16 protein-coding genes and 1 tRNA gene are annotated in these 23,265 nt (G+C 47.8%); 4 read left to right on the top strand and 13 right to left on the bottom strand.

The annotated features are described in order from the left end of the window. Positions 1–161 precede the first annotated feature (161 nt). From CIK93_RS11190 to CIK93_RS11175, 4 genes are all read right to left on the bottom strand, one after another. On the bottom strand, positions 162–2,291 hold the full coding sequence (locus CIK93_RS11190; protein ID WP_094447411.1) for a S46 family peptidase: 2,130 nt from the start codon (positions 2,289–2,291) through the stop codon (positions 162–164). A gap of 10 nt (positions 2,292–2,301) precedes the next feature. Then, positions 2,302–3,756 carry a lipopolysaccharide biosynthesis protein gene (locus CIK93_RS11185; protein ID WP_094447410.1) on the bottom strand — a complete coding sequence of 485 codons (1,455 nt, stop codon included), beginning with the start codon at positions 3,754–3,756 and terminating at the stop codon, positions 2,302–2,304. Between the two features lie 332 nt (positions 3,757–4,088). Next, positions 4,089–5,321, bottom strand: coding sequence for a nucleoside recognition domain-containing protein (locus CIK93_RS11180; RefSeq protein ID WP_094391522.1), 1,233 nt, complete (start codon positions 5,319–5,321; stop codon positions 4,089–4,091). Between the two features lie 121 nt (positions 5,322–5,442). Continuing rightward, positions 5,443–6,834, bottom strand: a complete 1,392-nt coding sequence (locus CIK93_RS11175; protein ID WP_144007618.1) for a hypothetical protein — start codon at positions 6,832–6,834, stop codon at positions 5,443–5,445. Positions 6,835–7,054: 220 nt separating this feature from the next. Here CIK93_RS11175 and CIK93_RS11170 point away from each other — a divergent pair, with 220 nt between their 5' ends. After that, positions 7,055–8,401: an LruC domain-containing protein gene (locus tag CIK93_RS11170; protein ID WP_094447408.1), complete on the top strand. Its 1,347-nt coding sequence runs from the start codon at positions 7,055–7,057 to the stop codon at positions 8,399–8,401. Positions 8,402–8,671: 270 nt separating this feature from the next. On the opposite strand, the gene CIK93_RS11165 is transcribed toward CIK93_RS11170, so the two are convergent. Continuing rightward, positions 8,672–10,816: an LruC domain-containing protein gene (locus CIK93_RS11165; RefSeq protein WP_094447407.1), complete on the bottom strand. Its 2,145-nt coding sequence runs from the start codon at positions 10,814–10,816 to the stop codon at positions 8,672–8,674. A gap of 298 nt (positions 10,817–11,114) precedes the next feature. Between CIK93_RS11165 and CIK93_RS11160 the strand changes: the two genes are divergently transcribed. Beyond that, positions 11,115–12,209, top strand: coding sequence for an FMN-binding protein (locus CIK93_RS11160; RefSeq protein ID WP_371327200.1), 1,095 nt, complete (start codon positions 11,115–11,117; stop codon positions 12,207–12,209). Between the two features lie 778 nt (positions 12,210–12,987). Here the strand turns inward: CIK93_RS11160 and CIK93_RS11155 are convergent. Further along, positions 12,988–13,488: a tetratricopeptide repeat protein gene (locus CIK93_RS11155; RefSeq protein ID WP_094434794.1), complete on the bottom strand. Its 501-nt coding sequence runs from the start codon at positions 13,486–13,488 to the stop codon at positions 12,988–12,990. A gap of 275 nt (positions 13,489–13,763) precedes the next feature. After that, positions 13,764–13,837 (bottom strand) — tRNA-Ile (locus CIK93_RS11150). 82 nt (positions 13,838–13,919) lie between these two features. On the opposite strand from CIK93_RS11150, the gene CIK93_RS11145 reads away from it, so the two are divergent. Together CIK93_RS11145 and CIK93_RS11140 are read left to right on the top strand one after the other, a co-directional pair. Then, a complete protein-coding gene (locus tag CIK93_RS11145) occupies positions 13,920–14,885 on the top strand; it encodes a bifunctional riboflavin kinase/FAD synthetase (RefSeq protein WP_158214638.1) in 966 nt (321 codons plus the stop codon). 46 nt (positions 14,886–14,931) lie between these two features. Further along, the gene (locus CIK93_RS11140) at positions 14,932–15,705 is read left to right on the top strand and encodes a CPBP family intramembrane glutamic endopeptidase (protein WP_094447406.1); all 774 of its coding nucleotides are present in this window, start codon (positions 14,932–14,934) and stop codon (positions 15,703–15,705) included. 256 nt (positions 15,706–15,961) lie between these two features. Here the strand turns inward: CIK93_RS11140 and CIK93_RS11135 are convergent, their stop codons facing one another. From CIK93_RS11135 to topA, 6 genes are all read right to left on the bottom strand, one after another. Beyond that, positions 15,962–16,453 carry a hypothetical protein gene (locus tag CIK93_RS11135; RefSeq protein ID WP_094391515.1) on the bottom strand — a complete coding sequence of 164 codons (492 nt, stop codon included), beginning with the start codon at positions 16,451–16,453 and terminating at the stop codon, positions 15,962–15,964. Further along, a complete protein-coding gene (locus tag CIK93_RS11130; protein ID WP_094391514.1) occupies positions 16,443–16,961 on the bottom strand; it encodes an RNA polymerase sigma factor in 519 nt (172 codons plus the stop codon). The genes CIK93_RS11135 and CIK93_RS11130 overlap by 11 nt, the downstream gene beginning before the upstream one ends. Positions 16,962–17,028: 67 nt before the next feature. Further along, positions 17,029–17,799 (bottom strand): acetylglutamate kinase, encoded by a 771-nt coding sequence (gene argB / locus CIK93_RS11125; RefSeq protein ID WP_094391513.1) that lies wholly within the window; start codon positions 17,797–17,799, stop codon positions 17,029–17,031. A gap of 190 nt (positions 17,800–17,989) precedes the next feature. Continuing rightward, on the bottom strand, positions 17,990–19,882 hold the full coding sequence (gene speA / locus CIK93_RS11120) for a biosynthetic arginine decarboxylase (protein ID WP_094439928.1): 1,893 nt from the start codon (positions 19,880–19,882) through the stop codon (positions 17,990–17,992). Positions 19,883–19,922: 40 nt separating this feature from the next. After that, positions 19,923–20,450, bottom strand: a complete 528-nt coding sequence (locus CIK93_RS11115) for a shikimate kinase (protein ID WP_094391511.1) — start codon at positions 20,448–20,450, stop codon at positions 19,923–19,925. Next, complete coding sequence (gene topA, locus CIK93_RS11110) at positions 20,447–22,765, bottom strand: type I DNA topoisomerase (RefSeq protein ID WP_094391510.1); 2,319 nt, start codon at positions 22,763–22,765, stop codon at positions 20,447–20,449. Before topA ends, CIK93_RS11115 begins: the two co-directional genes overlap by 4 nt. Positions 22,766–23,265 lie beyond the last annotated feature (500 nt).

The raw sequence follows: 23,265 nt of genomic DNA, 5'->3' as shown, positions 1-23,265 counted from the left end.
GATAGGGGATAAACCCTAACATCTGGTTTGTGATAAAACCTAACGACCAAATGGGACGATAGTCGTTGAGCATACCATATCGGGGTATGGGCAACGATTCTAATAAAAGAAAGGGAGCAACACTACGGTGCTGCTCCCTTTGCTATGGGTTATCATTCATCTTATTTCTTGATGCCGATTTCCTTCAGCAGACGGTCGGCATGGCCCCAACGATCCATCATGTAGAGCATATAGCGCACATCCACGTTGATGGTACGTGCCAACTGCTTGTCGAAGAAGATATCGCTCGACAGGCTGTCCCAGTTGCCATCAAAGGCAAGGCCCAACAGTTCGCCCTTACCGTTGAAGATAGGAGAACCAGAGTTACCGCCGGTAATGTCGTTGTTAGAGAGGAAACAGAGTTGCAGCGTACCTGTCTCTTTGTCGGCATAAGCACCGAAATCTTTTGCCGAGAGCAGTTCGTGCATGACGGGTTCGGCAAAGTATTCGAAGTTGTCGTTGGCGCGTTGCATCTTCTCCCAGAGGCTGCGAGCATCGGTATAGTAGCCAGAAGGTTTGCCGCCAAGGGTGTATTCGCCCACTTGACCATAGGTCATGCGGAGTGTGAAGTTGGCATCCGAATAGTTAGGAAGATCCTGTTCCATGCGCAGTTTGGCAGCACAGAGCCATTTCTCCTGTTCCTCAATCTGGTCGGCACTACCAGAAAGATCGGCACGGATGGCACCCATGGTCTCGATAAGGTCCTGACCGAACAGCACACCGAGGTCTTTGGCATAGCTCTTCTTATTAATATAAATAGGAGTATTGTCCTTCATCAGCAGCGATTTGTCGTAGAGATCGTTGACATAGGCGGTGAAATCGCCCTTGTATTTCTCTTCGATGGTGGTGAAGAATGCAGGGTGATATTGCTTTTCCACATGCTCGCTATAGTTTTTCATCATAGCGGCAAGCAGTTCGCGGTCTGTTGCTTCATCCCACTCGTTGCGATTGTCTTTAAACTCCACATATTGTTTCTGCTTCTTGTTTTCCGGACCTTTCACCTCCATGCCGTTGTGGATGCGCTTAGCACGAAGGCTCATTTGGTCTGGTTCACGACCCCAAGTCTCGTTCCAATAGTAGAGGGCACGCAGGGCAGAGAATCGATTAGCGTAGAGTTTTTCCAGTTTTGCAAAGTCGAGCAATCCTTTCAGATAGCCAGACTCCTGTTGCCATTGCTGCAATTTGGCTTCAAACTCCTGTTTCTGTCTGATGAGTCCGATGGAATCGATACATTTGTTCATACCGATGGAGTTCTTCCAGTAGTTGGAGCTGTGGGCATATTTCGAGTCGTACTTGATGCGCACAGCTTCGTCGGCACGCATGTGGCGGAGCATGATTTCCTGTTTTACGGCACGAGCCTGAGCCATAACAGCATTCATAGCATCGCGGCGTTCCTTGATACCATAGCTGCTCAGGTAGCGGCTGGTGCTGCCGGGATATCCCATAATCATGGCAAAATCGCCCGGTTTATAGCCATCCATTGATACTGGTGCCCATGATGCAGGATGATAGGGCACGTTGTCTTTGGAGTAAGCGGCAGGACCATTGGTCTTTGGGTCGGCATAGATGCGGAATACAGAGTAGTCGCAAGTCTGACGGGGCCACATCCAGTTGTCGGTTTCTCCACCAAACTTACCCATCGATTTGGGCACAGAGAATACCAGACGCACGTCGGTAAAGTCGCGATAGGTTGTCATATAGTATTTGTTGCCCTCGTAGAAAGGCTTGATTTCTACACGCAACGTAGAGTCTTTCTGGCGGATGTCTTTCTGCCAGGCATTCTCTACAGAATCCACCCATTCGCCCACTTTGCCGATAGCGAGGCTGCTCATGCCCAGTTTGCGCAATTCGTCGGTCACGTCTTTTTGTTCCACCATGAAGCTTACGAAGAGATCTTTGTTGGGCAATTCCTCTTCATACGAGTTGGCAACAAATCCGTTGAGCATATAGTCGTGCTCTACGGTAGAGTGGCTACGGATAGATTCAAAACCGCAATGGTGGTTGGTGAATACGAGTCCATCGGGAGATACCACAACGCCTGAGCAATAGCCTCCAAAGTTGATAACGGCATTTTTCACGGCATTGCTGCTCTGATAGAGTTGTTCCATAGGGAGTTGGAATCCCTCCTGTTTCATCTGTTCATAGATGGCTGGCGGCAGGTTGTAGAGTGTCCACATGCCTTCGTCGGCCTTGGCGTTGTTGACAGACAGGGCCATCAAAGCGCCGAAAAGTAACATTGCTTTTCTTTTCATAGTGTTATAATTATTTGTTTTGATGTTTCCGGACGTATTTACCGATAACGGGCAGACTGCCCAATGGGAAATCTTTCTTCACCACAAGGGCGGTATAGAGTAGGATGAAGATGGTGTTGACTCCCATGGCAACAGCGGTAGAGAGGTGGTTGGTGGCTTGCATCACGAAGAATACAGCCGCTGCCAATACCACATAGAGGGCAATATCGCGCATCGGATAGGCTATCGGGTGGTATTTTCGTCCTACAAGGTAGGAGAGGGCCATCGCTGTCAGATAGCCGGCAAACCCTGCCCATGCACAGGCTATATACCCATAGCGCGGTACGAAGATGACGTTGATACTGATGAGAACGGCACAGCCCACACCGGAGAAGATTGCTCCCCAATAGGTTTTATCTTCCAGTTTGTACCAGAACGACAGGTTGAAATAGATGCCCATCATGATTTCGGCAGCCATGACGATAGGCACTACGCGCAGTCCTTCCCAGTAGTCGGGTGCGATGATGCGCTTGAGCACATCCATCCAACCTATCACGCAAAGGAACGCCAGTAGGGTGAAGATGATGAAGTATTTCATGGCAGAAGCCTGCATCTGATCGTTGTCTTTATCTTTCGACTTGCCGAACACGAATGGTTCATAAGCATAGCGGAAGGCCTGTGTGATCATAGCCATAATCATGGCAATCTTCACCGTAGCGCCATAGATGGCAAGTTGGGTGTGCATATCTTTTCCGGGATAGATAAAAGGAAAGAGAATCTTGTCTGCCACTTGGTTGAGGATGCCTGCCACACCCAGGATGACGATAGGCCAGCTGTAGTTCAGCATGCGCTTCATCAGTTGTGAATCGAAGCCGTAACGTATGCCCCACAGTTCTTTGAAGAGACAGAGTGTGACGATTGCTGATGTGGCGAGGTTGATATAGAAGGCATAACCGGGATCATGACCGTCCATACCGATATAATAGATGATGTTGAGTGCAATATTGATGGCGATGTTCAGCATCTGCAGGGCTGCAAATTTCAACGCTTTCTTCTGTAGTCGGAGATAGGCAAAGGGGATGGCACGCACGGCATCGATAGCAACGGTAAGCGCCATGACCCACACATATTGCGGATGGTCGGCATAGCCAAGGAAGGTGCTGACGGGAGTGATGAGTAGCAGAATGGCTATGAAAAACAATGTTGATGCTGATGCCACTCCTATCAGAGCAGTAGAGAATACCCGTTCTGCATGCTCCCCTTCCTTATTGGCAAAACGGAAGAAAGTGGTCTCCATGCCGAAGGTCAGCAATACAAGAATTAATGCTGTCAGGGCATACATGTTGGTGATGACACCATAACCACCGCCCGATGCCGGCATGGATGCGGTGTAGATCGGCACAAGCAGATAGTTGAGGAAGCGTCCTACGATGCTGCTCAATCCATAGATGGCTGTGTCTTTTGCTAATGATTTCAGATTTGGCATATTTCTATTTTTTTTTTATTCAAGTTTCGCAACTGAGGGAATTGATTGAAGTAAAAGAACGTTTTCGTTAAGCCAAATGAGCAGAATAAAGCTCGCTTTAATTCTGTCATGGCGAGAAAAGGTGCCATAAAATGGAAGTTATCACTTCCTACGGTCGTTCGGGAAGTTAAGAGACAATAGCCTTTTGCCGTAAGACGTAGGACATTTGTCCCTTAACTTCCCTCTAACTTCCCTAACTTCCCTAACTTCCCTTAACTTCCCTCTAACTTCCCTTAACTTCTCTCTAACTTCCCTTAACTTCCCCACATGCGATAGTTCAGTTTCTTTATTTCTTAATAGAAGAAGAGATAGCTGATGCAGATGGCGGCAACGATGCCTGCAAAGTCTGCCAGCAAGCCGCAGGCTACGGCATGTCGGGTTTTGGCAATACCCACACTACCGAAATATACGGCAAGGATATAGAATGTGGTATCGGTAGATCCTTGGAAGATGCACGACAGGCGTCCTACAAAGGAGTCGGCGCCATAGGTGGTCATTGCATCGACCATCATGCCGCGTGCCCCACTTCCCGATAGCGGTTTCATGAGTGCTGTGGGTAGCGCATCCACCCATTGTGCATTAACGCCAGTTTGTTCTACCGTCCAGCGCATACCGTCTATCAGCATGTCCATGGCTCCCGATGCGCGAAACACACCGATGCCCACCAGAATAGCCACCAGATAGGGGATGATGCGCACGGCAGTTTGGAATCCGTCTTTGGCTCCTTCTACAAAAGCATCATAGACGTTTACCTTCTTGCGCACTCCGGCAAGGATGAATCCTATGATGATAGACATCAGCAGGATGTTGGCTACTGTCGTGCTGACGCGGTTCATCGTCTCACCATCCATCTGGCTGAATGCCCAAATAATGGCTGACACCACCAGACAAGCACCACCAAGTGTGAGCAGCATGATGCGGTTCAGTAGATTGATGCGCTGGAATAGTGAGGTGACTACCACTCCTGCCAACGTCGAGAAGAATGTAGCCAAAAGGATGGGGATGAAGATATCGGTGGGTTGGGCAGCACCCAACTGAGCACGATAAACCATGATGCTGACTGGTATCAGGGTCAATCCGCTGGTGTTGAGCACGAGAAACATGATCATCGGATTGGATGCTGTGTCTTTCTTTGGATTCAAGGCTTGCATCTGTTCCATGGCTTTCAATCCCAATGGTGTGGCAGCATTGTCGAGTCCTAACATATTGGCTGCAATATTCATGAAGATGCTGCCTGTGACGGGATGCCCTTTGGGAATATCGGGAAAGAGTTTGCTGAATACCGGCGATAGGATTCGTGCCAATACATCGACCACGCCACCGCGTTCGCCAACCTTCATCACACCGAGCCATAGCGATAATACACCCGTCAATCCCAATGAAATCTCAAAGGCTGTCTTCGACGAACTGAATGTGGAATCCATCATGGCAGGAAACACACTATAGTCGCCAAAGAATACCAATTTCACCATCGCTATCACAAAGGCGATGATGAAGAATGCTACCCAAATATAATTTAAAACCATACAGCCAACAAAATTACACTTTTTCTGTCACAACGCCAAATATATGCTGGTCTTTTCATAGAAAAAGCGTGTCAGCAATACGCCGACACGCTTCCTCCTGTGTCTATATGATTATAAAGAATTAGTATCTGAAATCATTTTGCTTATCCTTGACTGTCTTGTACCAATCTTTAGGGGCGTCATCTCTAACATAGTCTTTGAACTCATTATAGGTTTTTCTGACTTGTTTGCGCTCCTGCATCCATCTTACGTCTGTTGGTACGCAGAACTTTTGGGTAGCCTTGCCCTGCTTAGCCTCCAGTACTTGATCACCTACATAAACGGGAATATCGTTGGCATCGTTCACATTGGCTCCCACGGGGATGCGGAAGATAGCTACTGGACGAGTGATTCCCTGATCTTTGACAGTATTGACCATAGTGCTTTGATCTACACAGAGAGCTTCGTGCACCTCTACACCGTTGGCACCCTGTCCACCGATGGTGAGATACTTCGTACCACCAGCTGCGTGCAATGTGATGACAGCTTGTCTTTGATTGTGACTTTGCCAATTGGTTTCTTGTGTTCCGGGAATAGTAACGTCCTCGAATTTTACATCGAATACAGCATCGTTGAAGTCCCAGTCGCTGCTCGTCACAGAAGTCAGATTGCTATCGATGATATCCTCTACCATGACGCGCATAGCAGCTGTACCAGGAGCGTTGAGGCCTGGAGCTATTCTGACAATCCAGTCGCTATAGTATCCGTCGGGTCTGACTTCTATGTTTCCGTTGTCGTATTTTTGCATCTGATAGTCGAAACCTACAAAATACATGCCTGCCACGCTAGGGTCGATTTGGTCACCAGAGATCAGCACGTATGATTTGTCGTAGTATTTATCTCCATAAGAATCGTGGAAACCAAAGCAAGTGGTGTTGTAGTCCTTCATATACATGATTCTGTCCTTATGGAACTTGTTGTTGCCCTCTCCAACATTCGTCTCGCTTGCATTACCACCGTTGAAGTTGTAGATGTGGTCTCCGACTTGTGAGTTGTTACCACAATGCAGCCAGTTCATCTTTTCGGAACCAGTAATCTGTTCAGTTCCGCCAGCAGGTTTTTTGATAGTGTAAATTTCGGGCGAATTTGAACCAGGATTAGTACCACCTTGATACACTTGCTGTACAAAGAAGTCGCTCCAGTTGACTTCGAGGCCTTTAGGGTTTGGGTTATTCTGGAACCATTTGCGTACCACTTCTTTCTGAGCGTCGGTCAGTGGGGCGGGTACGGTCAGATATTTATACCAGTCGTTGGCATTGGGGTCTGAACCACGAGTACCTATGAGCTTGCCTTCCTTGTCGAATGTGAATACTTGCTGAGGAGTGAATCCCCAGTTAACATTAGGATTGACTGCACCAAACTCCTTTTCGAAGACAGCTTGATATTGCTCTTGCTTACTAACAGGGGCATAGTCATCGTGCGTACAACTAGCCATGGCTAAGGCTGTAATTCCTACAAAAAGAATCTTTTTCATTTTCTCGATTTTTAATTTTACTGTTGTTGATAATTCTATGAGATTAAACGGTTGGCTCATTTTCGTTATATATAGAGTCTTTCCATTGTGGGTGCAAAGATAAAAACTTTTTCGTTTTTGTATAGTTAACAGTATGTTAAAAAATCATAATTCCATCGAGAATAGTGCTGATATACATTATTTTACTTAACTTTGTATCCTGTTTTTATTACGCACAAATATGAATAAACCGAAACTATTGATTGCCGCAACAATGGCAACGCTCGTGCTGACTGCTTGTCAACATGAGTTTTTCCAAAAACAAAGATATGTTGATCTGGTGGCAGAGGAATTTCCTGTTAAGGACTTTGATGCAGGACATACTTGGGCTACGGCACGAGAACTCACCATGTCGGTCATACTGCCTTCTGCCGACAGCTATGAGGTTTATATGTTTACGGGCATTCCTGCCGTTTCAACAACCCGACTGTTGCAACATGTGAAACTCAATGGAGCCAACCGGCAGTCGGTCAACGTGTCGTGTCCGACGTTTCTTTCGGAGCTATGGATAGCTATTGTCGATGCAGCGGGCGAAGTGAAAGAGGCTCGTATTGCCGTTGGAACCAATGAGGTCAACATCACAGCCGACCTCAGCAATGCCTATTTGCGTGGTTCTACGCCTGCCATGCTGGCTGGAGTAAGTCCGCAACCCTATACATTCTGTTTTGAAGATGCGTTTCCACAGCCTGGCGACTACGATTTCAACGACTTGGTGATGGGCGTTCAGCTCAACAAGCGCTATGCTGCCAACACCACCGATCCCGATACGCTGATTATTTCCACCAATCTCAAAGCGGTGGGAACGGTCAACCCCATAGGTGCTGCCATGCGCCTGAAAGGGGTGAATACCGCCGTGGTGGGTACTACCTACGAGGCAGAAGACACCTATCCTTATTATAAATACGGCAGCAGTTTTGTGCCGACAACCGAGGACCGCAAGTTTATAGAGAAGACGAGCGAGGTGAATCCTGCCAACCGCGACGTGTGTATTCCGCTATTCTGCGATGCCCACTATGCCATCAGCAAAGGGTCTATGGACAATGCGCAGCAGGTGGTGCGCTGTTATTACAACACCATGACCGACGAAGATATGGCTGAGGTGGCTACTACCGGCAAGTTGGGAATGAAGGTGGGAACGGTGAAGCGTGAGTTTCGTGTGTTGTTTCATCAGTCGAGCCGTGCCTCCTTCAACGATTTCAACATGATGGATCTTGACCTCTTTGCAGTCACTTCCTATAATGGCGGATATTTTGAAACCCACACCATGACGTATAAAGCCGACGAAGTAATCCACCAATATATAAATGGTGCCAACCAGGAGGTTTATTCTAAAAACTATATTTGGGCTTTGCTCGTGGCTACGGATTTCCGTTATGCCCGCGAAGGAAAAGTGATAGGAACGCTCGGAGCTAACGGTTATGATGGTGCTTACTGCACGCCCAGCCATTCTTTCTTCGACTGGGGACGCGACCGCTATAATGCACGCGACTGGTATCTCTATCCCGATAATACCAATACCTATAGATAATAGCAACGACCATCTGCTATATTACCAACTGAGCCCTCCTTTGCAAGTGGGCTCAGTTTTATTTTCCCGAATCCATACTAAACCCATACTATATCCATATCATATTCATCCCGAACGCATCCCGAACGCATCCCGAAGGGAATGGGGAATGCGATGCAGGGTATGGTCTTCCTGCAAGGGGATGAAACAAACAAATCACCCTAAGAAACTCTACCCATGGAGGGTGGGAGTTGCTTAGGGTGATTGGGGGATTGTATAGGGAGTAGTGAATTACTTCACCACCTTACCTTCTACGGGACTCTTATACCAGTCGATTGCGGTATTGGCAGCCTTGCTCCATTCTACAAACATGGGGAAGGCGGTACCAATAGAAGTACGCTCGGTAGGCCATGCCCATTCGCCTGGCAATACAAGCATCTGGGGAGCTGTGCCAATCTCTGCTGACTCAAGCACGATAGACTCGTTCTGGTCTTTCACCTTTACTGTGAAACCATGGTTGGTTACAGAGTAGTCGGCAGGCACGTTGATGGTGATTGCGCTACCGGGAGTGCCCTTGCTGCCGGTGTTGAGCATAGAATACTGTCCGTTGGCATTGGGCTGTGCACCATTGATGAGGTTGTGGATTTCGCCGAGGTTGTTGCCACCGTGGTAGATGTTTGAAGGCAGCACACCACCTGCAGCCAGCGGAGTGACTTTCGCTGTGGTTTCGCCAGCGGTATGGCTTACGCTGAACACTACGTCGTTGAAGTCGATATCGTCGGTATTACCCAAGTCTTCGCATGCGATAATCCATGATTCTGACTGTGGTTCGGGCAGTGGATCCGGGTCGGGCACGGTGATTGGAGGTTCTGGAGTCTTGTATTGTCCTTGTACCCAGAATACGATGTCGTTGAGGTCATCGTCGCCACCATCTTCAAATCCAAGGAATGTCTGTCCGTTGAAAGTCCAAGCGGTAGCCTTGATAGCGCCACGGGCAGGTATCCATGGTTGGTTCGGTTCTGATATGTATGTAGGACAATTTGTATTATAATCAAGATGACCGATGCGCTTGTTCAGTTCGGGCAGCGAGTAATTGTAGGTGCCAGGGTTATAGTCGCCATATTGGCTATACAATGGTGCGATGAAGAACACGATGTGGTAGCCAGCTGGGAAATTGTAGGTTGCTTCTTCTTGGTCGTGGTTCTCGCCGAAGAAAGCCAATTTGTATGAAGTGCCATACATCTTGGTGTCTTTAGCGTAGCTGCCGATTGACTCTGTTGTTGAGTTCCAGTGAGACAACTCCATGCCACCAACGGCTTGTCCTTTTCCTTTCCAGCTGTAGAAATAGATGTTGCCCTGAGGAGATGCGTCGTTCATCAAGATGTAGTGGGGCTGAGCCAATGGGTCTTGTCCGTCTTTGTAGTAAATGTAGCCGAGGCGGTTGTAATTCTGTGTTGCACCAAATATTACAGGCATTTTGATTTCTCCACCTTCGGTAACGATAGAGAATCCCTTCTCCACTTTCTTCAAGCCTTCAATACCATTGTAGAGTTTCATTTTTTCGCTACAGTAGTACTTCTGACTCTCCATAAAGAATGAACCAGGACCGAAGAGCTTGTAGCCTTGACCCAATGTCCAGCAGGGAACAGCTTCTTCTTGAGCTACACCTTTGAGCAGGGTGAGTTCAATGTTCTTGGTAGATCCAACCCATTGTGCATCAGGCTTAAGCTCGACATGAGAGAAGTCAAATACTGTATAGTTGATAGAACCGTCTGCGTTTTTGGTTACGATAGATTCATCGGTGAAAGGACCAGGGTTGTAATACTGAATACTTTGACCTTGGTAAACTTTTTTCCATTCATCAAAGGTTTTTGTATTTCCGTTCCAAAAAATTGCATCTTTGGCTAATGTTTTATATTGCAAATTTATCGTCTTCTTCTCACCTATTTTCACCGGACAATTATTGGCAGCACGTGTAAATCCGCTGCGAGTTGGTGTGATATAGTCTGACGGGGTGATGTTTACTGTGCCGTTTACGATAGCATAGTAGTTGTAGATTTTGAAGAGGCCTTCGCTGTTTTTGATAGAAACGAATACGTGGTTGGCAGCCTTCTTGGCATCAAACGAGATGCTGCCTGCGCCATTGGTCAGTTTGGTAACTGCCATCAGGTTGCTTTCGTCTTCCAGCGGAGCATCAGAATAGATGCGCATCTCGCTCTCACCGGCAATGGTGGGGCAAGCGGCTGTTGCGCTAACGGTGGTTGCTACATTCCAGTTTTGTGTGGGGTCGATGGCTCCAAACTGCTGGTTCCAACTGTTGTTGTACTCATTGACCTTCTGATTGGGATCGTAGAGGTTTGAGTCTTTAGAGCAGGAGCTCAAAAAGAATGTACCCGATGCTGTGATCAAGGCACATAACAATAATAGTTTTCTCATAGATCTATAATTATATTTTTTGTTTGTTCGTTATTTCGGAAACGATAAGTATAGTGATTCTCTGGATGCAAAGATACGAATATTTGTGAAAATGACAAGCGTAAATCCCAATAATTTTATGATTTCCACCTATTTATATGCGTTTTTCACCTTGTGGAATTGCTGTGTGGGGCAACAGACAAACGAACAAGTGGGGTGGAGAAATCCTTTATTTTGTGTTGGAAAAATTGGAGATTAGAAATAATCGCCGTATCTTTGTGCACGAAAACACGATGATCTATCACAACGACAAGTATTGATGATGAAGAAGAAAGATGCTATGCGACAAATGGGCAGCCTGTTGGCGGGATTGCTGATTCTCGCTTCGATTGCCCTGGCGAAACATGGTTCGTTGCCCGGCCACGACTTCCAGGCGACAACAGCCACAGCCCACCAAGCCGACAACGACACCTTGCAGGTGCTCGACGATGGATCTATGGTGGTGAATACCACGTCGATCGCATCAGATATTATCGGCTATGCCGGAACGGTTCCACTCCTGATTACCATCAAAGACAACAGGGTGGAGCATATCAAGGCGTTGCCCAATCAGGAGACGGAAGATTTCTTTGAAACGGCAGCGGTGCTGCTTTCCCGGTGGAACGGCAAAACCACGGAAGAGGCTGAGGCTCTGCAGGTGGATGCGGTGTCGGGTGCTACCTTTTCTTCGAAAGCCATTATCGGCAACGTGCAGCGCGGATTGGCGTATGCCCGTCGCGCACAGGCTGCGGTTGCGCAACCGTCTTTCGACTGGTCGGTAAAAAACATAGCCGGCATCTTGGTGGTGCTGATGGCTGCCATCCTGCCGTTGTTTGTGAAAAACAAAACCTACCGCTTCTGCCAATCCACGCTCAATGTAGTGGTGCTCGGCTTATGGTGTGGATCCTTCCTGTCCTACACCTCGCTCATGGGATATATGGCACACGGCATGAATCCGCTGGCGGTAGCGGTGCCTTGTCTCATGCTTTTGGTCGCTTTGGTCTATCCGTTGATAGGCCATAAGTCATACTATTGCACCCACCTGTGCCCATTCGGATCGCTGCAGTATATGGCAAGTCGGTGTGTCAGCTATAAGGTGAAGATGGGTGCCCGCCTCGTGCGGGGATTGGACATTTTCCGAAAACTGCTATGGTGCGTGCTGATGATCCTCATCTGGACAGGGGTGTGGGCAGATTGGACCGACTATGAACCGTTTGCCGCATTCATCTTCCAGTCGGCATCGTGGGTGGTCATCGCCATCGCCATCGCCTTTGTGCTATTGTCTTTCGTGGTTGTTCGTCCGTATTGTCGCTTCGTCTGCCCCATGGGCACATGGCTCAGAATCTGCCAGTCCTCCAAGTGGCGACCCTTCTGACGGGAGGTCGGTATTGAGACAGCAATCATCTCGGATGGGCGGCAGGGTGCTGCCACTTGGAATCCTTAAAATTTTATTTTCTAAAAATTTCGACCACACGACCACAGATGTGGTGTAATCGGCTATGAGACAGCATCTTCAGGCTGTGGTCGATTGTTCCAAACCCGTGCTTTCGACCACACTTCGACCACGCATTCTTTTCCCGATAATCATGGCGGATATTCACGCGAAGTAAACAAAAATTATTTTCAGGCATTTTCAAACGGCTGACAAAGTTATTGTCAAACGTTAGATAAGAGTGTTATCCAATGTTAGATAAGAGTGTTATCCAACGTTAGGTAAGAGTGTTATCCAACGTTGGATAAAGGTGTTATACAATGTTAGATAAGAGTGTTGTCCAACGTTAGACAAGGGTCTTTTCAACGTTGGAAACAAATTGTTTCAAATATCGGAAAATAGTGGTGTCAAATATTATGCAATAGTCTTGTCCAACGTTTGACAAGGGTGTTGCCGGTCGTCAGAACATGCAAAATCGTGTATTGGTGACTATTTTGGTCAAGCTGTTTCTGTGATGGTAACAGCAGATGGCTGGTGGTCGAAGGGTGGTCGGAAACTGCCGAGCCAACGTAATCGACCACACATGTAAGCTGCATATACATAGCGCGTTATGCGGTTGTGGTGGTCGTGTGGTCGAAATTTTGCAAATACGCGTGTGCGCATGCGTACCTACTATATAATACAAGTAGGTTGCCTCAATCTTCCTGCCTGCAAGGGTAGGTTACTTCTTGGTGGCTTCCTTCATTTCCTTCATGCGCTTGCGGAAAGCCTTCAGCGCTCTGCCGGCATTGGGAATGCCACGCGAGCGAGCCTGCTTAAAGGTGCGCTCAGCCTGTTTGTAGTCGCCCAATTGCTCGTAGGAGAGTGCCACATAGAAGTATATCTGGTCATTATCAAAACCTGTGCGCAGGGCGCTGTCGCCATAGATAACCGTGTTTAGCGCATCTTTCTCGTCGTAATAGCCAAACGCCTTGCCACAGAGATTGACAAACTCGCGACGCTTCTGGATAGAGTCTGCTGCTGACTTCCAGTGCGACTTAAACTGAGGTGGCGACATCAGTTTGTCTTTTGCCCATAGTCCATAGTGGTGGCGGTCACCCTCAGGTGTGCGCGACTGTTGGCTGGTGTTTGAATGAATCTCAGAAAAGTTGGCATCCTGTGCCCACGTTATGGTGGCTGACAGTATGAGCAGGCAGAGGGTAATCAAGATATTTTTTTTCATGCTTTGTGTTTTGTCTTTAGTTTTCAATCCTTCGGTATTGCTTTTCTCTTTACCTTATTATTTCTGATTGCAAAGGTAAAGAAAAAAATTAAAAAAGCCTTGATGTCTCCTCGTTTTTTCTACCGTTCCCCTCTGAATCATTACACCTTACTCGCCAATTCATCGCTGCAGAAACGCAACAGCGCTTCCGATTCAAACCGTTTGTTTCTACATGGTTTACGCAGAAACGAAAAACAGCGACCTACGAATGCTCGTAAGTCGCTGTAATAGAAGTGTGGACCAGCCAGGGCTTGAACCTGGGACCTCCAGATTATGAGTCTGTTGCTCTAACCAACTGAGCTACAAGTCCGCAAATTTTTGCGGTGCAAAGGTACTGCTTTTTTTGCAAATACGCAACTAATTGCATGAAATTTTGTAATTTTGTACCCGAAATGGAAATATTAATATACGATAAGGCGATGCAACTCGAAGGATTGGCGGTGGCAACCATCGGAGTTTTTGACGGTGTGCATCGTGGACATCGCTTTGTTTTCGAACAACTGGCAGATAAGGCACGCGAGCGAAAACTGATATCTACGGTCATCACGTTCGACCGCCATCCACTCAGTGTGGTATGTCCTGACAAGTGCCCTCCGCTGCTGACAACACTCGATGAGCGGTTGCAATTGCTGTGCGCCACCGGTGTGCAGCGTTGCGTGGTACTGCCGTTTACTGAAGAGATGGCTGGCTTGGCTGCCTGCGACTTTATGTTGCTGATGCGCCAACAACTTGGTGTGAAGCTTCTGCTGACGGGTTACGACAACCGTTTCGGCCACGACCGATCTGCTGGCTTTAGCGACTATGTGCGCTATGGGCAGGAGATGGATATGGATGTTGAGGCGCTTGAGCCGTGCAACATCACAGAAGAAGACTGCCCCGTGAGTTCGTCGATGGTCAGACGACTGTTGGCTGACGGTGCGCTCGACAAGGTGCACCACTGTCTTGGACGCGACTATAGTCTCGAAGGTCAAGTGGTCAGCGGCGAACAGATCGGTATGAAGATTGGCTATCCCACTGCCAATCTCTCGCCCGATACCCATAAACTGCTGCCTAAGGCTGGGGTTTATGCCGTATGGGCAACAATCGGTGTGGATGGACCTACACTGCCTGCCATGATGAATATCGGGCATTGTCCAACGTTTGGCGGTCGGCCTACAACGCTCGAAGTGCATCTTTTCGACTATAACGGCAATCTCTATGGACAGACTGTGCGTGTGCGCTTTGTCGGTAGGTTGCGCGACGAACAGCGTTTTGCCGATGCCTCAGCCCTGAAAGCGCAGTTGGCAAAGGATCAGAGCGACGCCTTGCAGGTGCTCCGTGCCGATGCAGAGGCGCAGGAAACAGTATGCGGCAAGTAGTTGACAGCTGTAGAAATAAGATAAACCAATTAAATAGATGAAATAGATGAAAAAGGCAATATTATATGTTTTGCTGTTTGTGGCCATCCAGGTGGTGGTCATGAGTGTGGTAGAAGGCGTATGCCTATTGATAGGAAGCACAGCGGTGGTGGTTGACAAAACAACACAGATGATTATCGGTTTGTCGGCTGCCAATGTCCTTGCCCTTGTTGTTTTCTTGTGGAAACGGATGACACCCTTATCGCCCAGTTGGTTGCTGACACGTCCTTGGAGCGTTCTGCTTTGGACTGCACTGGCATCAATAGGCATGGCAATTCCCTTTACTTGGTTGCAGGAGCATCTTCCTGAGTTGCCTAACCTGATAGAAATGGAGATGGGCAATTTGATGGCCAACTACTGGGGATATGTGGTTGTCGGGCTGTTGGCCCCTTTGGTAGAGGAAGTCGTGTTCCGTGGTGCAGTGCTTCGCGTACTGCTTGAGAAGCTGACACCATGGAAGGCAATAGCCGTATCTGCTTTGCTTTTCAGTCTGGTGCATGGCAATCCTGCCCAAATGCCCTATGCCTTTATTGGCGGTTTGCTGTTGGGATGGATGTATTGGCGCACGGGTTCAATCATTCCCGGAATGGTGTATCACTGGGTGAACAACAGTGCTGCGTATATCGTTTCCAATATGTATCAACAGGCTGATGTGAAGCTGGTAGATATCTTCGGAAGTGAGCAACATGCGCTGATGGCAGCAGGATTCTCGTTGATGATAGTTATTCCAGCCTTGTGGCAGCTGTATCTGCAGATGAAGCGTGCAGACAGTCAGAACTGATGTCGTCCGGTTGGTCAACATCGCCGACAGGCCGTTAGAACGACCGTATGACGGTTGCGGCATTTCGGTTTATCATCTAAGCCATAAACAGTTTCAGGACTTTAGCGACAAAAAGTACGACGGGCCACCTATCATTATTGATGGGTGGCCCGCTTCGTTAGTATGTTATGAAAAATTTGAGAGAAGTGAAACTTCACAGTTTCGTTGTTGTTTTAATGTTGAAATGATTTAAATATAGAGAAAGCATAGAAATGTATCATTCTTTGTGTAGTGTCTCGTTGACAGCTTTGCTGCTGTCGGCAGGGGCATCGGTGATGTTTTCCGCCTGCATGGGCACTATGGTGTCGGCTGTGTCAATCTGCTGGATATAGGAGTTGGCATAGTCGATTCGTGGGTCGTTCCAACTGGCATCCCATGGATGCTGAAGGGCTCCACCTACAGAGAAGATGATGGCAATGACTGCTGCGGCCTTGAAGAGCGGTCTCAACTGCTGTTGCAGAGAGATGGTGCGAGCCTTGACGGGCTTCACTTCGGTATCTTCTGTGAGTGCCAAGATGCGTTCATCGAAGTCATCGCCCAACTTGATGTCGGCATCTTCCTGCTGGCAGGTGAATAGCGGCTGGTATTGCTTCAGTGCCGCAGGAATGTCCTGTTGGCTGAAGAACGCACGGAGGATGTCCTCTTCTTCGATAGAGGTTTCCGCTTTCCAGTAACGTTCCAAAAGTTGTTCGATGTACTTATAGTCCATAATTCTCTGTTTTCTTAAATTGTTGTTTGATAGCCTGACGTGCCCTGAAGATATTGACCTTCACTTGTTCCTCGCTGATGTCGAGCAAGGTGGCAATGTCTTTGTAGCTCTTCCCCTCGATATCCCGCAGTTGCATGACGCATCTTTGCTTCTCTGGCAGTCTGTCTATGAGTTGTCGGATGAGTGCCACCCGGTCTCGTTGCATTGCCTGCTCTTCGGGGTTTGACGCGCTGCTGTGGTCTTCAGGGTCTGTTGCTACGCTGTCGAGCGATGCTTCCTGTCGTCCCATGCGCCGTGTCTTGTCGAGCGAGAGGTTGCGGCATGTGGTGGTGCAGAAGGCTTCGATATTGTCTATCGTGTCCCAGCTGTCTCGCCGGTTCCATACCTTTATCATGGTTTCCTGTACGACATCTTCTGCTTCCGCAGGATCGAGAGTGATGCGGAGCGCCAGCCTGTAGAGTAGATTCTTCAGTGGCAGGATGTCATTTCGAAAACTGATTTTTTTCATCCTCTCTATATATACGACGATTGTGGAAAGTGAAAGTTACAGAATGATGGATATTTTTTTCTCTAAATTATCGGATGACGGTGCCGTGTTGTCCGTCGATGGCTGTTGCAAGGGTGATGATCACGCGTTTTACTCCGGCGTCGATGGCGTCGAAAGCATTGTCGAGTTTGGGTATCATGCCCCCTGCTACGGTTCCGTCAGCCTTGTATCTCTCAAAGTCTTCTCGTGTGATTTCGCTGATGACGCTGTTGTCATCGTCGGGATTGCTTAGCACGCCTTTCTTCTCGAAACTATAGATGAGTGTAACATCGTAGTAGGGTGCAAGTGCTTTAGCGGTTTCTCCGGCAATGGTGTCGGCGTTGGTATTGAGTATATGTCCCTGTCCGTCGTGTGTCAGCGGCGCCATGACGGGAGTGATTCCTGCGTTGATGAGGGTGTGGAGCATTTGTCCGTTGGCTTTTTCCACATCGCCCACAAAACCGAAGTCGATACCGTCTTTGATGGGGCGCTTATGGCTGCGGATGACGTCGATGTCGGCGCCAGTCAGTCCGAGTGCGTTCACTCCCGCAGCTTGCAGTCGTGCCACGAGGTTTTTGTTGACCAGTCCGCCATAGACCATGGTTACCACTTCGAGCATGTCGGCATCGGTGATACGTCTTCCGTTGACCATCTTGCTCTCAATGCCGAGTGCTGCAGCCACCTTTGTGGCTCGTCGTCCTCCGCCATGTACAAGTACTTTTTTCCCTTCGATGGCAGCAAAGTCTTTGAGTAACTGTGTCAGTTGTGCTTCGTCTTCAACGACCGCACCGCCTACTTTTACGATGGTTATTTTTTCCATAACATTTTTATTGTTGTGATGTTGCACATACAAAATTAGTAATAAATTTGCGTAATATGCAGTGTTTCACTTGTTTCTTTTTGTTCTTTAACTATTGTTGGCCCTGACCGGATTGGTCAGAGCCAACAGTTGTTGACGGTCTGTACCGTCGGTGTGTGATGTTTCTGCGGTTGTTGACAACCGGCAGTTATTATTCTAAATAGGTGTAACCGTAGAGTCCGCTGCGGTAGGTAGAAAGGAATTCCTTACCCTCTTCGAGTGTGATCTTACCTTGCTTGACGCTCTTGGTAACCCATATTTCCAGTTGTCTTACCAGTTTCTTGGGTTCATACTGCACATATTCGAGCACTTCAGCAACGGTTTCTCCGTCGATCACCTGGTCGATGTGATACTGTCCGTCCTTAACGGAAATGTGTACTGCGGTAGTATCGCCGAAGAGGTTGTGCATGTCACCGAGAATTTCCTGATAGGCTCCTACGAGGAAAACTCCTAAGTAGTAGGGTTCGTTGCGACGTAGCGGATGCACTGGCAGCGAGTGGGAGTTGTGGCGATTGGTTACGAAGTTGGCAATCTTTCCGTCGGAGTCGCAGGTGATATCCTGTAGTGTTGCGTTTCGTGTGGGCCGTTCGGTGAGTCGCTGAATAGGCATGATAGGGAACATCTGGTCGATGGCCCATGAGTCGCTGAGGCTCTGGAAGAGTGAGAAGTTGCAGAAATATTTGTCGGCAAGCAGTTTGTCGATGTTCATCAGCTCCTCCGGTATGTGTTTCAGATTCTTTGCCAATGCATTGATTTCATGGCACACACTCCAGTACATCGCCTCAATTTCCGCTCTTGTCTTGAGGTCAACGATGCCGTGTGCAAAGAGATCGAGCACCTCTTCTCTGATTTGTTCTGCATCGTGCCAGTCTTCCAATACGTTTCTTGGTGATAGGTTGTCCCATATTTCGTATAGGTCTTTCACCAGTTGGTGGCTATTCTCATCGGGTTCAAACTCCTCCGGCATTTCGGGCAGCGATGCTGTTTCGAGCACGTCGATAACCAATACCGAGTGGTGTGCAGCCAGCGATCGCCCGCTTTCTGTTATCAGATTGGGGTGGGGCAGATTGTTTTTATTGGCCGCATCAACGAAGGTGTAGATACAGTCGTTTACGTATTCCTGTATAGAATAGTTGACTGAACTCTCGCTGGATGGTGACCTTGTGCCGTCGTAATCCACTCCGAGTCCGCCTCCACAATCTACGAAATCTACGTTGTAGCCCATTTTGTGGAGCTGTATGTAGAATTGTGAAGCCTCTCTGAGTGCAGTCTGTATGCGTCTGATTTTGGTGATTTGGCTTCCGATATGGAAGTGGATGAGTCTCAAACAGTCGCGCATGCCCTTCTTGTTGAGTATGTCGAGAGCTTCCAGCAGTTCTGCGCTGGTGAGTCCGAACTTGCTGGCATCGCCTCCACTTTCCTCCCATTTACCGCTTCCGGATGATGCGAGTTTGATGCGTATGCCGATGTTAGGCCTGATACCCATCTTCTTTGCTTTGTTGGCAATGATTTCCAACTCGTTCATTTTCTCCACCACAATGAATATCTGCTTGCCCATTTTCTGTGCCAGCAAAGCCAGTTCGATGTAGTTTTCATCCTTGTATCCATTGCAGATGATGATGCTGTCGCTCTGACACTGCATGGCAATGACCGCGTGCAATTCTGGTTTTGATCCCGCTTCAAGTCCGAGATTGAATTTGCGTCCGTGAGATATGATTTCTTCTACTACGGGTTGCATCTGATTGACCTTAATGGGATAGACCACATAGTTCTCACCTTTGTAGTCATACTCCTTTGCTGCTTTCTTAAAGCAACTCCATGTTTTCTCGATACGGTTGTCGAGAATGTCAGGGAAACGCAGTAGCACGGGTGATTCCACATCGCGCAGAGCGAGTTCGTTCATCACTTCGTGCAGGTCAATCTGTGTTCCGTCTTTAAACGGAGTGACATAGACGTTACCTTGTTCGTTGATGCCGAAATAGCTGGTGCCCCAGCCGTTGATGTTGTAGAGTTCCTTAGAATCTTCAATAGTCCATTTCTTCATGTCTTGACAGAGTGGGATTTGTTGTGGATGAGAATAGATTTCAGATGTTGAGCAGTTGGCGCAGTTGATCTACGCTGAGTTGTATTTTCTCGTAGTTGTCCATGAGACTGACGTCGAGTGTGTATCTTGCTTTGTTGTAGAATTCCTCGCGTTTGGCGACTTGTTCGGTGATATAGGCAATGAGTTCTTCTGGTGTCTTGTTTTTGATGAGTGGTCTTTCGACCTTTCCCATCAGCAGATGTCGATAGAGCACTTCGGGTGTAGCTTTGAGATAGACCACCTCTCCCTGTTGGTTGATATAGTCTATGTTGTCGAAGAAGCATGGTGTTCCACCGCCGCAGCTGATGATGACGTTTTCAAATTCCGCCACTTCGTGGAGCATGTTGTGTTCTATTTTTCTGAACCCCTCTTCGCCTTTTTCCGCAAAGATTTGTGCCACAGTTTTTCTCATGCGGCTTTCTATATACCAGTCGAGGTCGTAGAACATCATGCCCGTCTCTTTGGAGAGGGCTTTGCCTACTGTGGTTTTCCCCGAACCCATATAGCCTATCAGTATGATGCGTCTCATTTTTTCTTTGTGGGAATGGATGTGTTGACAATATCCATGCACTCTTGGTATGTCAGTTCTGCTGCTTTCTGATGGAGTGCTTTGGGCAGTCGGTAGTTTTTACCCTTGTAGGCGATGTATGGGCCATATCGTCCGTTGATGACTTCGAGGTCGAGATCTTCGGTAAACACCTTGAGGTGGCGCTTCTGGTCCTGTTCGCGCTTTTCGCGTATGAGTGCTATCGACTCGTCGAGTGTAATCGCCATGGGGTCTGTATCCTTAGGCAGTGAGGTGTATTTCTTGTCGTGGAGGATGTAAGGTCCGAAGCGTCCGTTGCCAATCACTACTGGCGATCCTTCAAATTCTCCTACGGTGCGTGGCAGTTTGAAGAGTTCGAGTGTTTCTTCCAATGTAATGGTTTCGATGCTCTTGTCGCTTGGAATCTGTGCGAAGAGTGGCTTTTCTGCATCGTCTGCAGATCCTATCTGTACGACAGGACCGAATCGTCCGATCTTAACGAATACGGGTCGTCCGCTTTTGGGGTCTGTTCCCAACTGCCGTTCGCCGGCTTTGTGCTCGTCGCGTGCATTGATGGTCTTCTCTACGATAGGTTCGAATCCGTCGTAGAATTGTTTTACCATGTCTTTCCACTGCTCTTCTCCACTTGCAATCTTATCGAAGTCGAGTTCCACTTTAGCGGTGAAATTGTAGTCCATGATCTCCTTGAAGTGTTCCATGAGGAAGTCGTTGACCACGATACCGATATCTGTAGGCAGCAGTTTTCCCTTGTCAGACCCAGTCACCTCTGTGCGTTCTGTGGTTTTGATCTGGAGTCCTTTCAGCGTGTCGATAGTGTAGTTGCGTTCAGTTCCAGTTCGGTCACCTTTGTGCACATATTTGCGCTGTTGGATAGTAGAGATGGTTGGTGCATAGGTAGAAGGTCGTCCGATGCCGAGTTCCTCCATTTTTTTGATAAATGAAGCTTCGTTGTATCGTGAAGGTCCTTGGCTGAATCGCTCTACAGCCTGTATTTCGCGGCGTTGCAGTTCTTCGCCTTGTTTCAAAGGAGGCAACAGTTTTGCCATTTCCTCGTCTTGGTTGTCATCGTCGTCAAATGATTCACGATATACTTTGATGAATCCGTCGAAGGTAATCACTTCGCCTTGTGCCACGAAGAGTTCTGATGTTCCACTCATGGCAATACTGATGGTAGTCTTTTCGAGTTCTGCGTCTGCCATCTGGCTGGCAGCAGTACGCTTCCAAATCAGTTCATAGAGGCGTTTCTCCTGTGGTGTTCCCGTAATCTCTGTACGGTCCATATAGGTTGGTCTGATGGCCTCGTGTGCCTCTTGTGCGCCTTTCGAACTGGTGTGATACTGTCTTGGTCGGCTGTAATTGTCGCCATAGAGTGAGGTGACAATCTGTTGGCTTGCTTCGGTGCATAGTGCCGACAGGTTGACCGAGTCGGTACGCATATAGGTGATAAGTCCGTTTTCGTAGAGGTGTTGTGCCACCATCATGGTCTGACTCACGGTGAGTCCGAGTTTGCGTGCAGCTTCCTGTTGGAGCGTAGAAGTAGTGAATGGGGGAGCTGGTGTGCGTTTGGTAGGTTTCTTGGTCACCTCTTCTACTATGAATGATGCGTCTTTACACTTCTCGAGGAATGCCAGTACTTCATCGTGTGTCTTGAAGCGTTTGTTGAGTTGAGCCTTTACTTCGGTCTGTGAACCGTCTGCATTGACCACTCCAAACACGCCGCTTACGCTATAGAAGGGTACGCTCTTGAAGTTTTGTATCTCGCGTTCGCGATCCACAATAAGTCTTAGTGCCACACTCTGCACACGTCCGGCAGAGAGTGATGGCTTTACTTTTCTCCAGAGCACGGGTGACAGTTTGAATCCCACGAGTCTGTCGAGTACACGTCTGGCCTGTTGTGCATTGACCAGATTCATATCGAGGTGACGTGGTGTTTCGATGGCCTTGAGAATTGCAGGCTCTGTGATTTCGTGGAACACGATACGGCTTGTTTTCTCTTCATCGAGTCCGAGTACTTCGCAAAGGTGCCATGAGATGGCTTCTCCTTCGCGGTCCTCATCGGATGCGAGCCATATCTTTTCAGCTTTCTTGGCAGTTGTCTGGAGTTCCTTTACCAGTTTCTCTTTCTCTTCTGGTATTTCATATTCGGGTTCGAGTGTGCTGGTATTGATGCTCATGTCGTGCTTCTTGAGGTCACGGATGTGTCCGTAACTTGACATGACCTTATAGTCTTTCCCCAAAAACTTTTCTATTGTTTTGGCCTTGGCAGGCGACTCCACAATGACTAAATTCTTTTGCATACCTTTGATAATAATATTGTTCGGGCTGCAAAAGTAGGTAAAAGTTTTGGTTACACCTTATATATATAGGTGTTTTTTTGTTTTCTTAACTATTCGCCGCATGATAGTTGGTTGGTGTCTGCTTGTCTTCAACGTCGGCTATCTATACCTCAGCGTTGTGCCGATGGTGTTTCTGTGTTCTGTTGCCAATGTCTTGTTGATATGCCTTGAACGTCTGTTATTCAGCTACTTGCATATCAACAGTCTATGTTCAGACGTTGCTTTTCTTAGCAAATTCAATGAATTTACTGACCAAATTCAATGAATTTACCGGGCAATTTCAATGAATTTGCTGAGCAAACTCATTGAATTTCCTCGCTTATGGGTATTCTTTTGACTTTAACTGATTCTACTTTACACTTTTCTTGTTATTTTACTAAATTACTTCACTCTCATTTTATTCCTTTACTGAATCACTTTACAATGCAGGAAAAGTGTTACTAAAACGCTTTACATAGCGT

The organism is Prevotella sp. P3-92 (genome assembly GCF_002251205.1).
Taxonomy (GTDB): Bacteria; Bacteroidota; Bacteroidia; order Bacteroidales; family Bacteroidaceae; genus Prevotella.
This window is presented reverse-complemented; position numbering and strand designations above follow the sequence as displayed.

Coding starts and splice junctions, on each gene's coding strand:
- CIK93_RS11190 (WP_094447411.1), bottom strand. CDS start 2,291: ATGAAAAGAAAAGCAATGTTACTTTTCGGCGCTTTGATGGCCCTGTCT.
- CIK93_RS11185 (WP_094447410.1), bottom strand. CDS start 3,756: ATGCCAAATCTGAAATCATTAGCAAAAGACACAGCCATCTATGGATTG.
- CIK93_RS11180 (WP_094391522.1), bottom strand. CDS start 5,321: ATGGTTTTAAATTATATTTGGGTAGCATTCTTCATCATCGCCTTTGTG.
- CIK93_RS11175 (WP_144007618.1), bottom strand. CDS start 6,834: ATGAAAAAGATTCTTTTTGTAGGAATTACAGCCTTAGCCATGGCTAGT.
- CIK93_RS11170 (WP_094447408.1), top strand. CDS start 7,055: ATGAATAAACCGAAACTATTGATTGCCGCAACAATGGCAACGCTCGTG.
- CIK93_RS11165 (WP_094447407.1), bottom strand. CDS start 10,816: ATGAGAAAACTATTATTGTTATGTGCCTTGATCACAGCATCGGGTACA.
- CIK93_RS11160 (WP_371327200.1), top strand. CDS start 11,115: ATGATGAAGAAGAAAGATGCTATGCGACAAATGGGCAGCCTGTTGGCG.
- CIK93_RS11155 (WP_094434794.1), bottom strand. CDS start 13,488: ATGAAAAAAAATATCTTGATTACCCTCTGCCTGCTCATACTGTCAGCC.
- CIK93_RS11145 (WP_158214638.1), top strand. CDS start 13,920: ATGGAAATATTAATATACGATAAGGCGATGCAACTCGAAGGATTGGCG.
- CIK93_RS11140 (WP_094447406.1), top strand. CDS start 14,932: ATGAAAAAGGCAATATTATATGTTTTGCTGTTTGTGGCCATCCAGGTG.
- CIK93_RS11135 (WP_094391515.1), bottom strand. CDS start 16,453: ATGGACTATAAGTACATCGAACAACTTTTGGAACGTTACTGGAAAGCG.
- CIK93_RS11130 (WP_094391514.1), bottom strand. CDS start 16,961: ATGAAAAAAATCAGTTTTCGAAATGACATCCTGCCACTGAAGAATCTA.
- argB (WP_094391513.1), bottom strand. CDS start 17,799: ATGGAAAAAATAACCATCGTAAAAGTAGGCGGTGCGGTCGTTGAAGAC.
- speA (WP_094439928.1), bottom strand. CDS start 19,882: ATGAAGAAATGGACTATTGAAGATTCTAAGGAACTCTACAACATCAAC.
- CIK93_RS11115 (WP_094391511.1), bottom strand. CDS start 20,450: ATGAGACGCATCATACTGATAGGCTATATGGGTTCGGGGAAAACCACA.
- topA (WP_094391510.1), bottom strand. CDS start 22,765: ATGCAAAAGAATTTAGTCATTGTGGAGTCGCCTGCCAAGGCCAAAACA.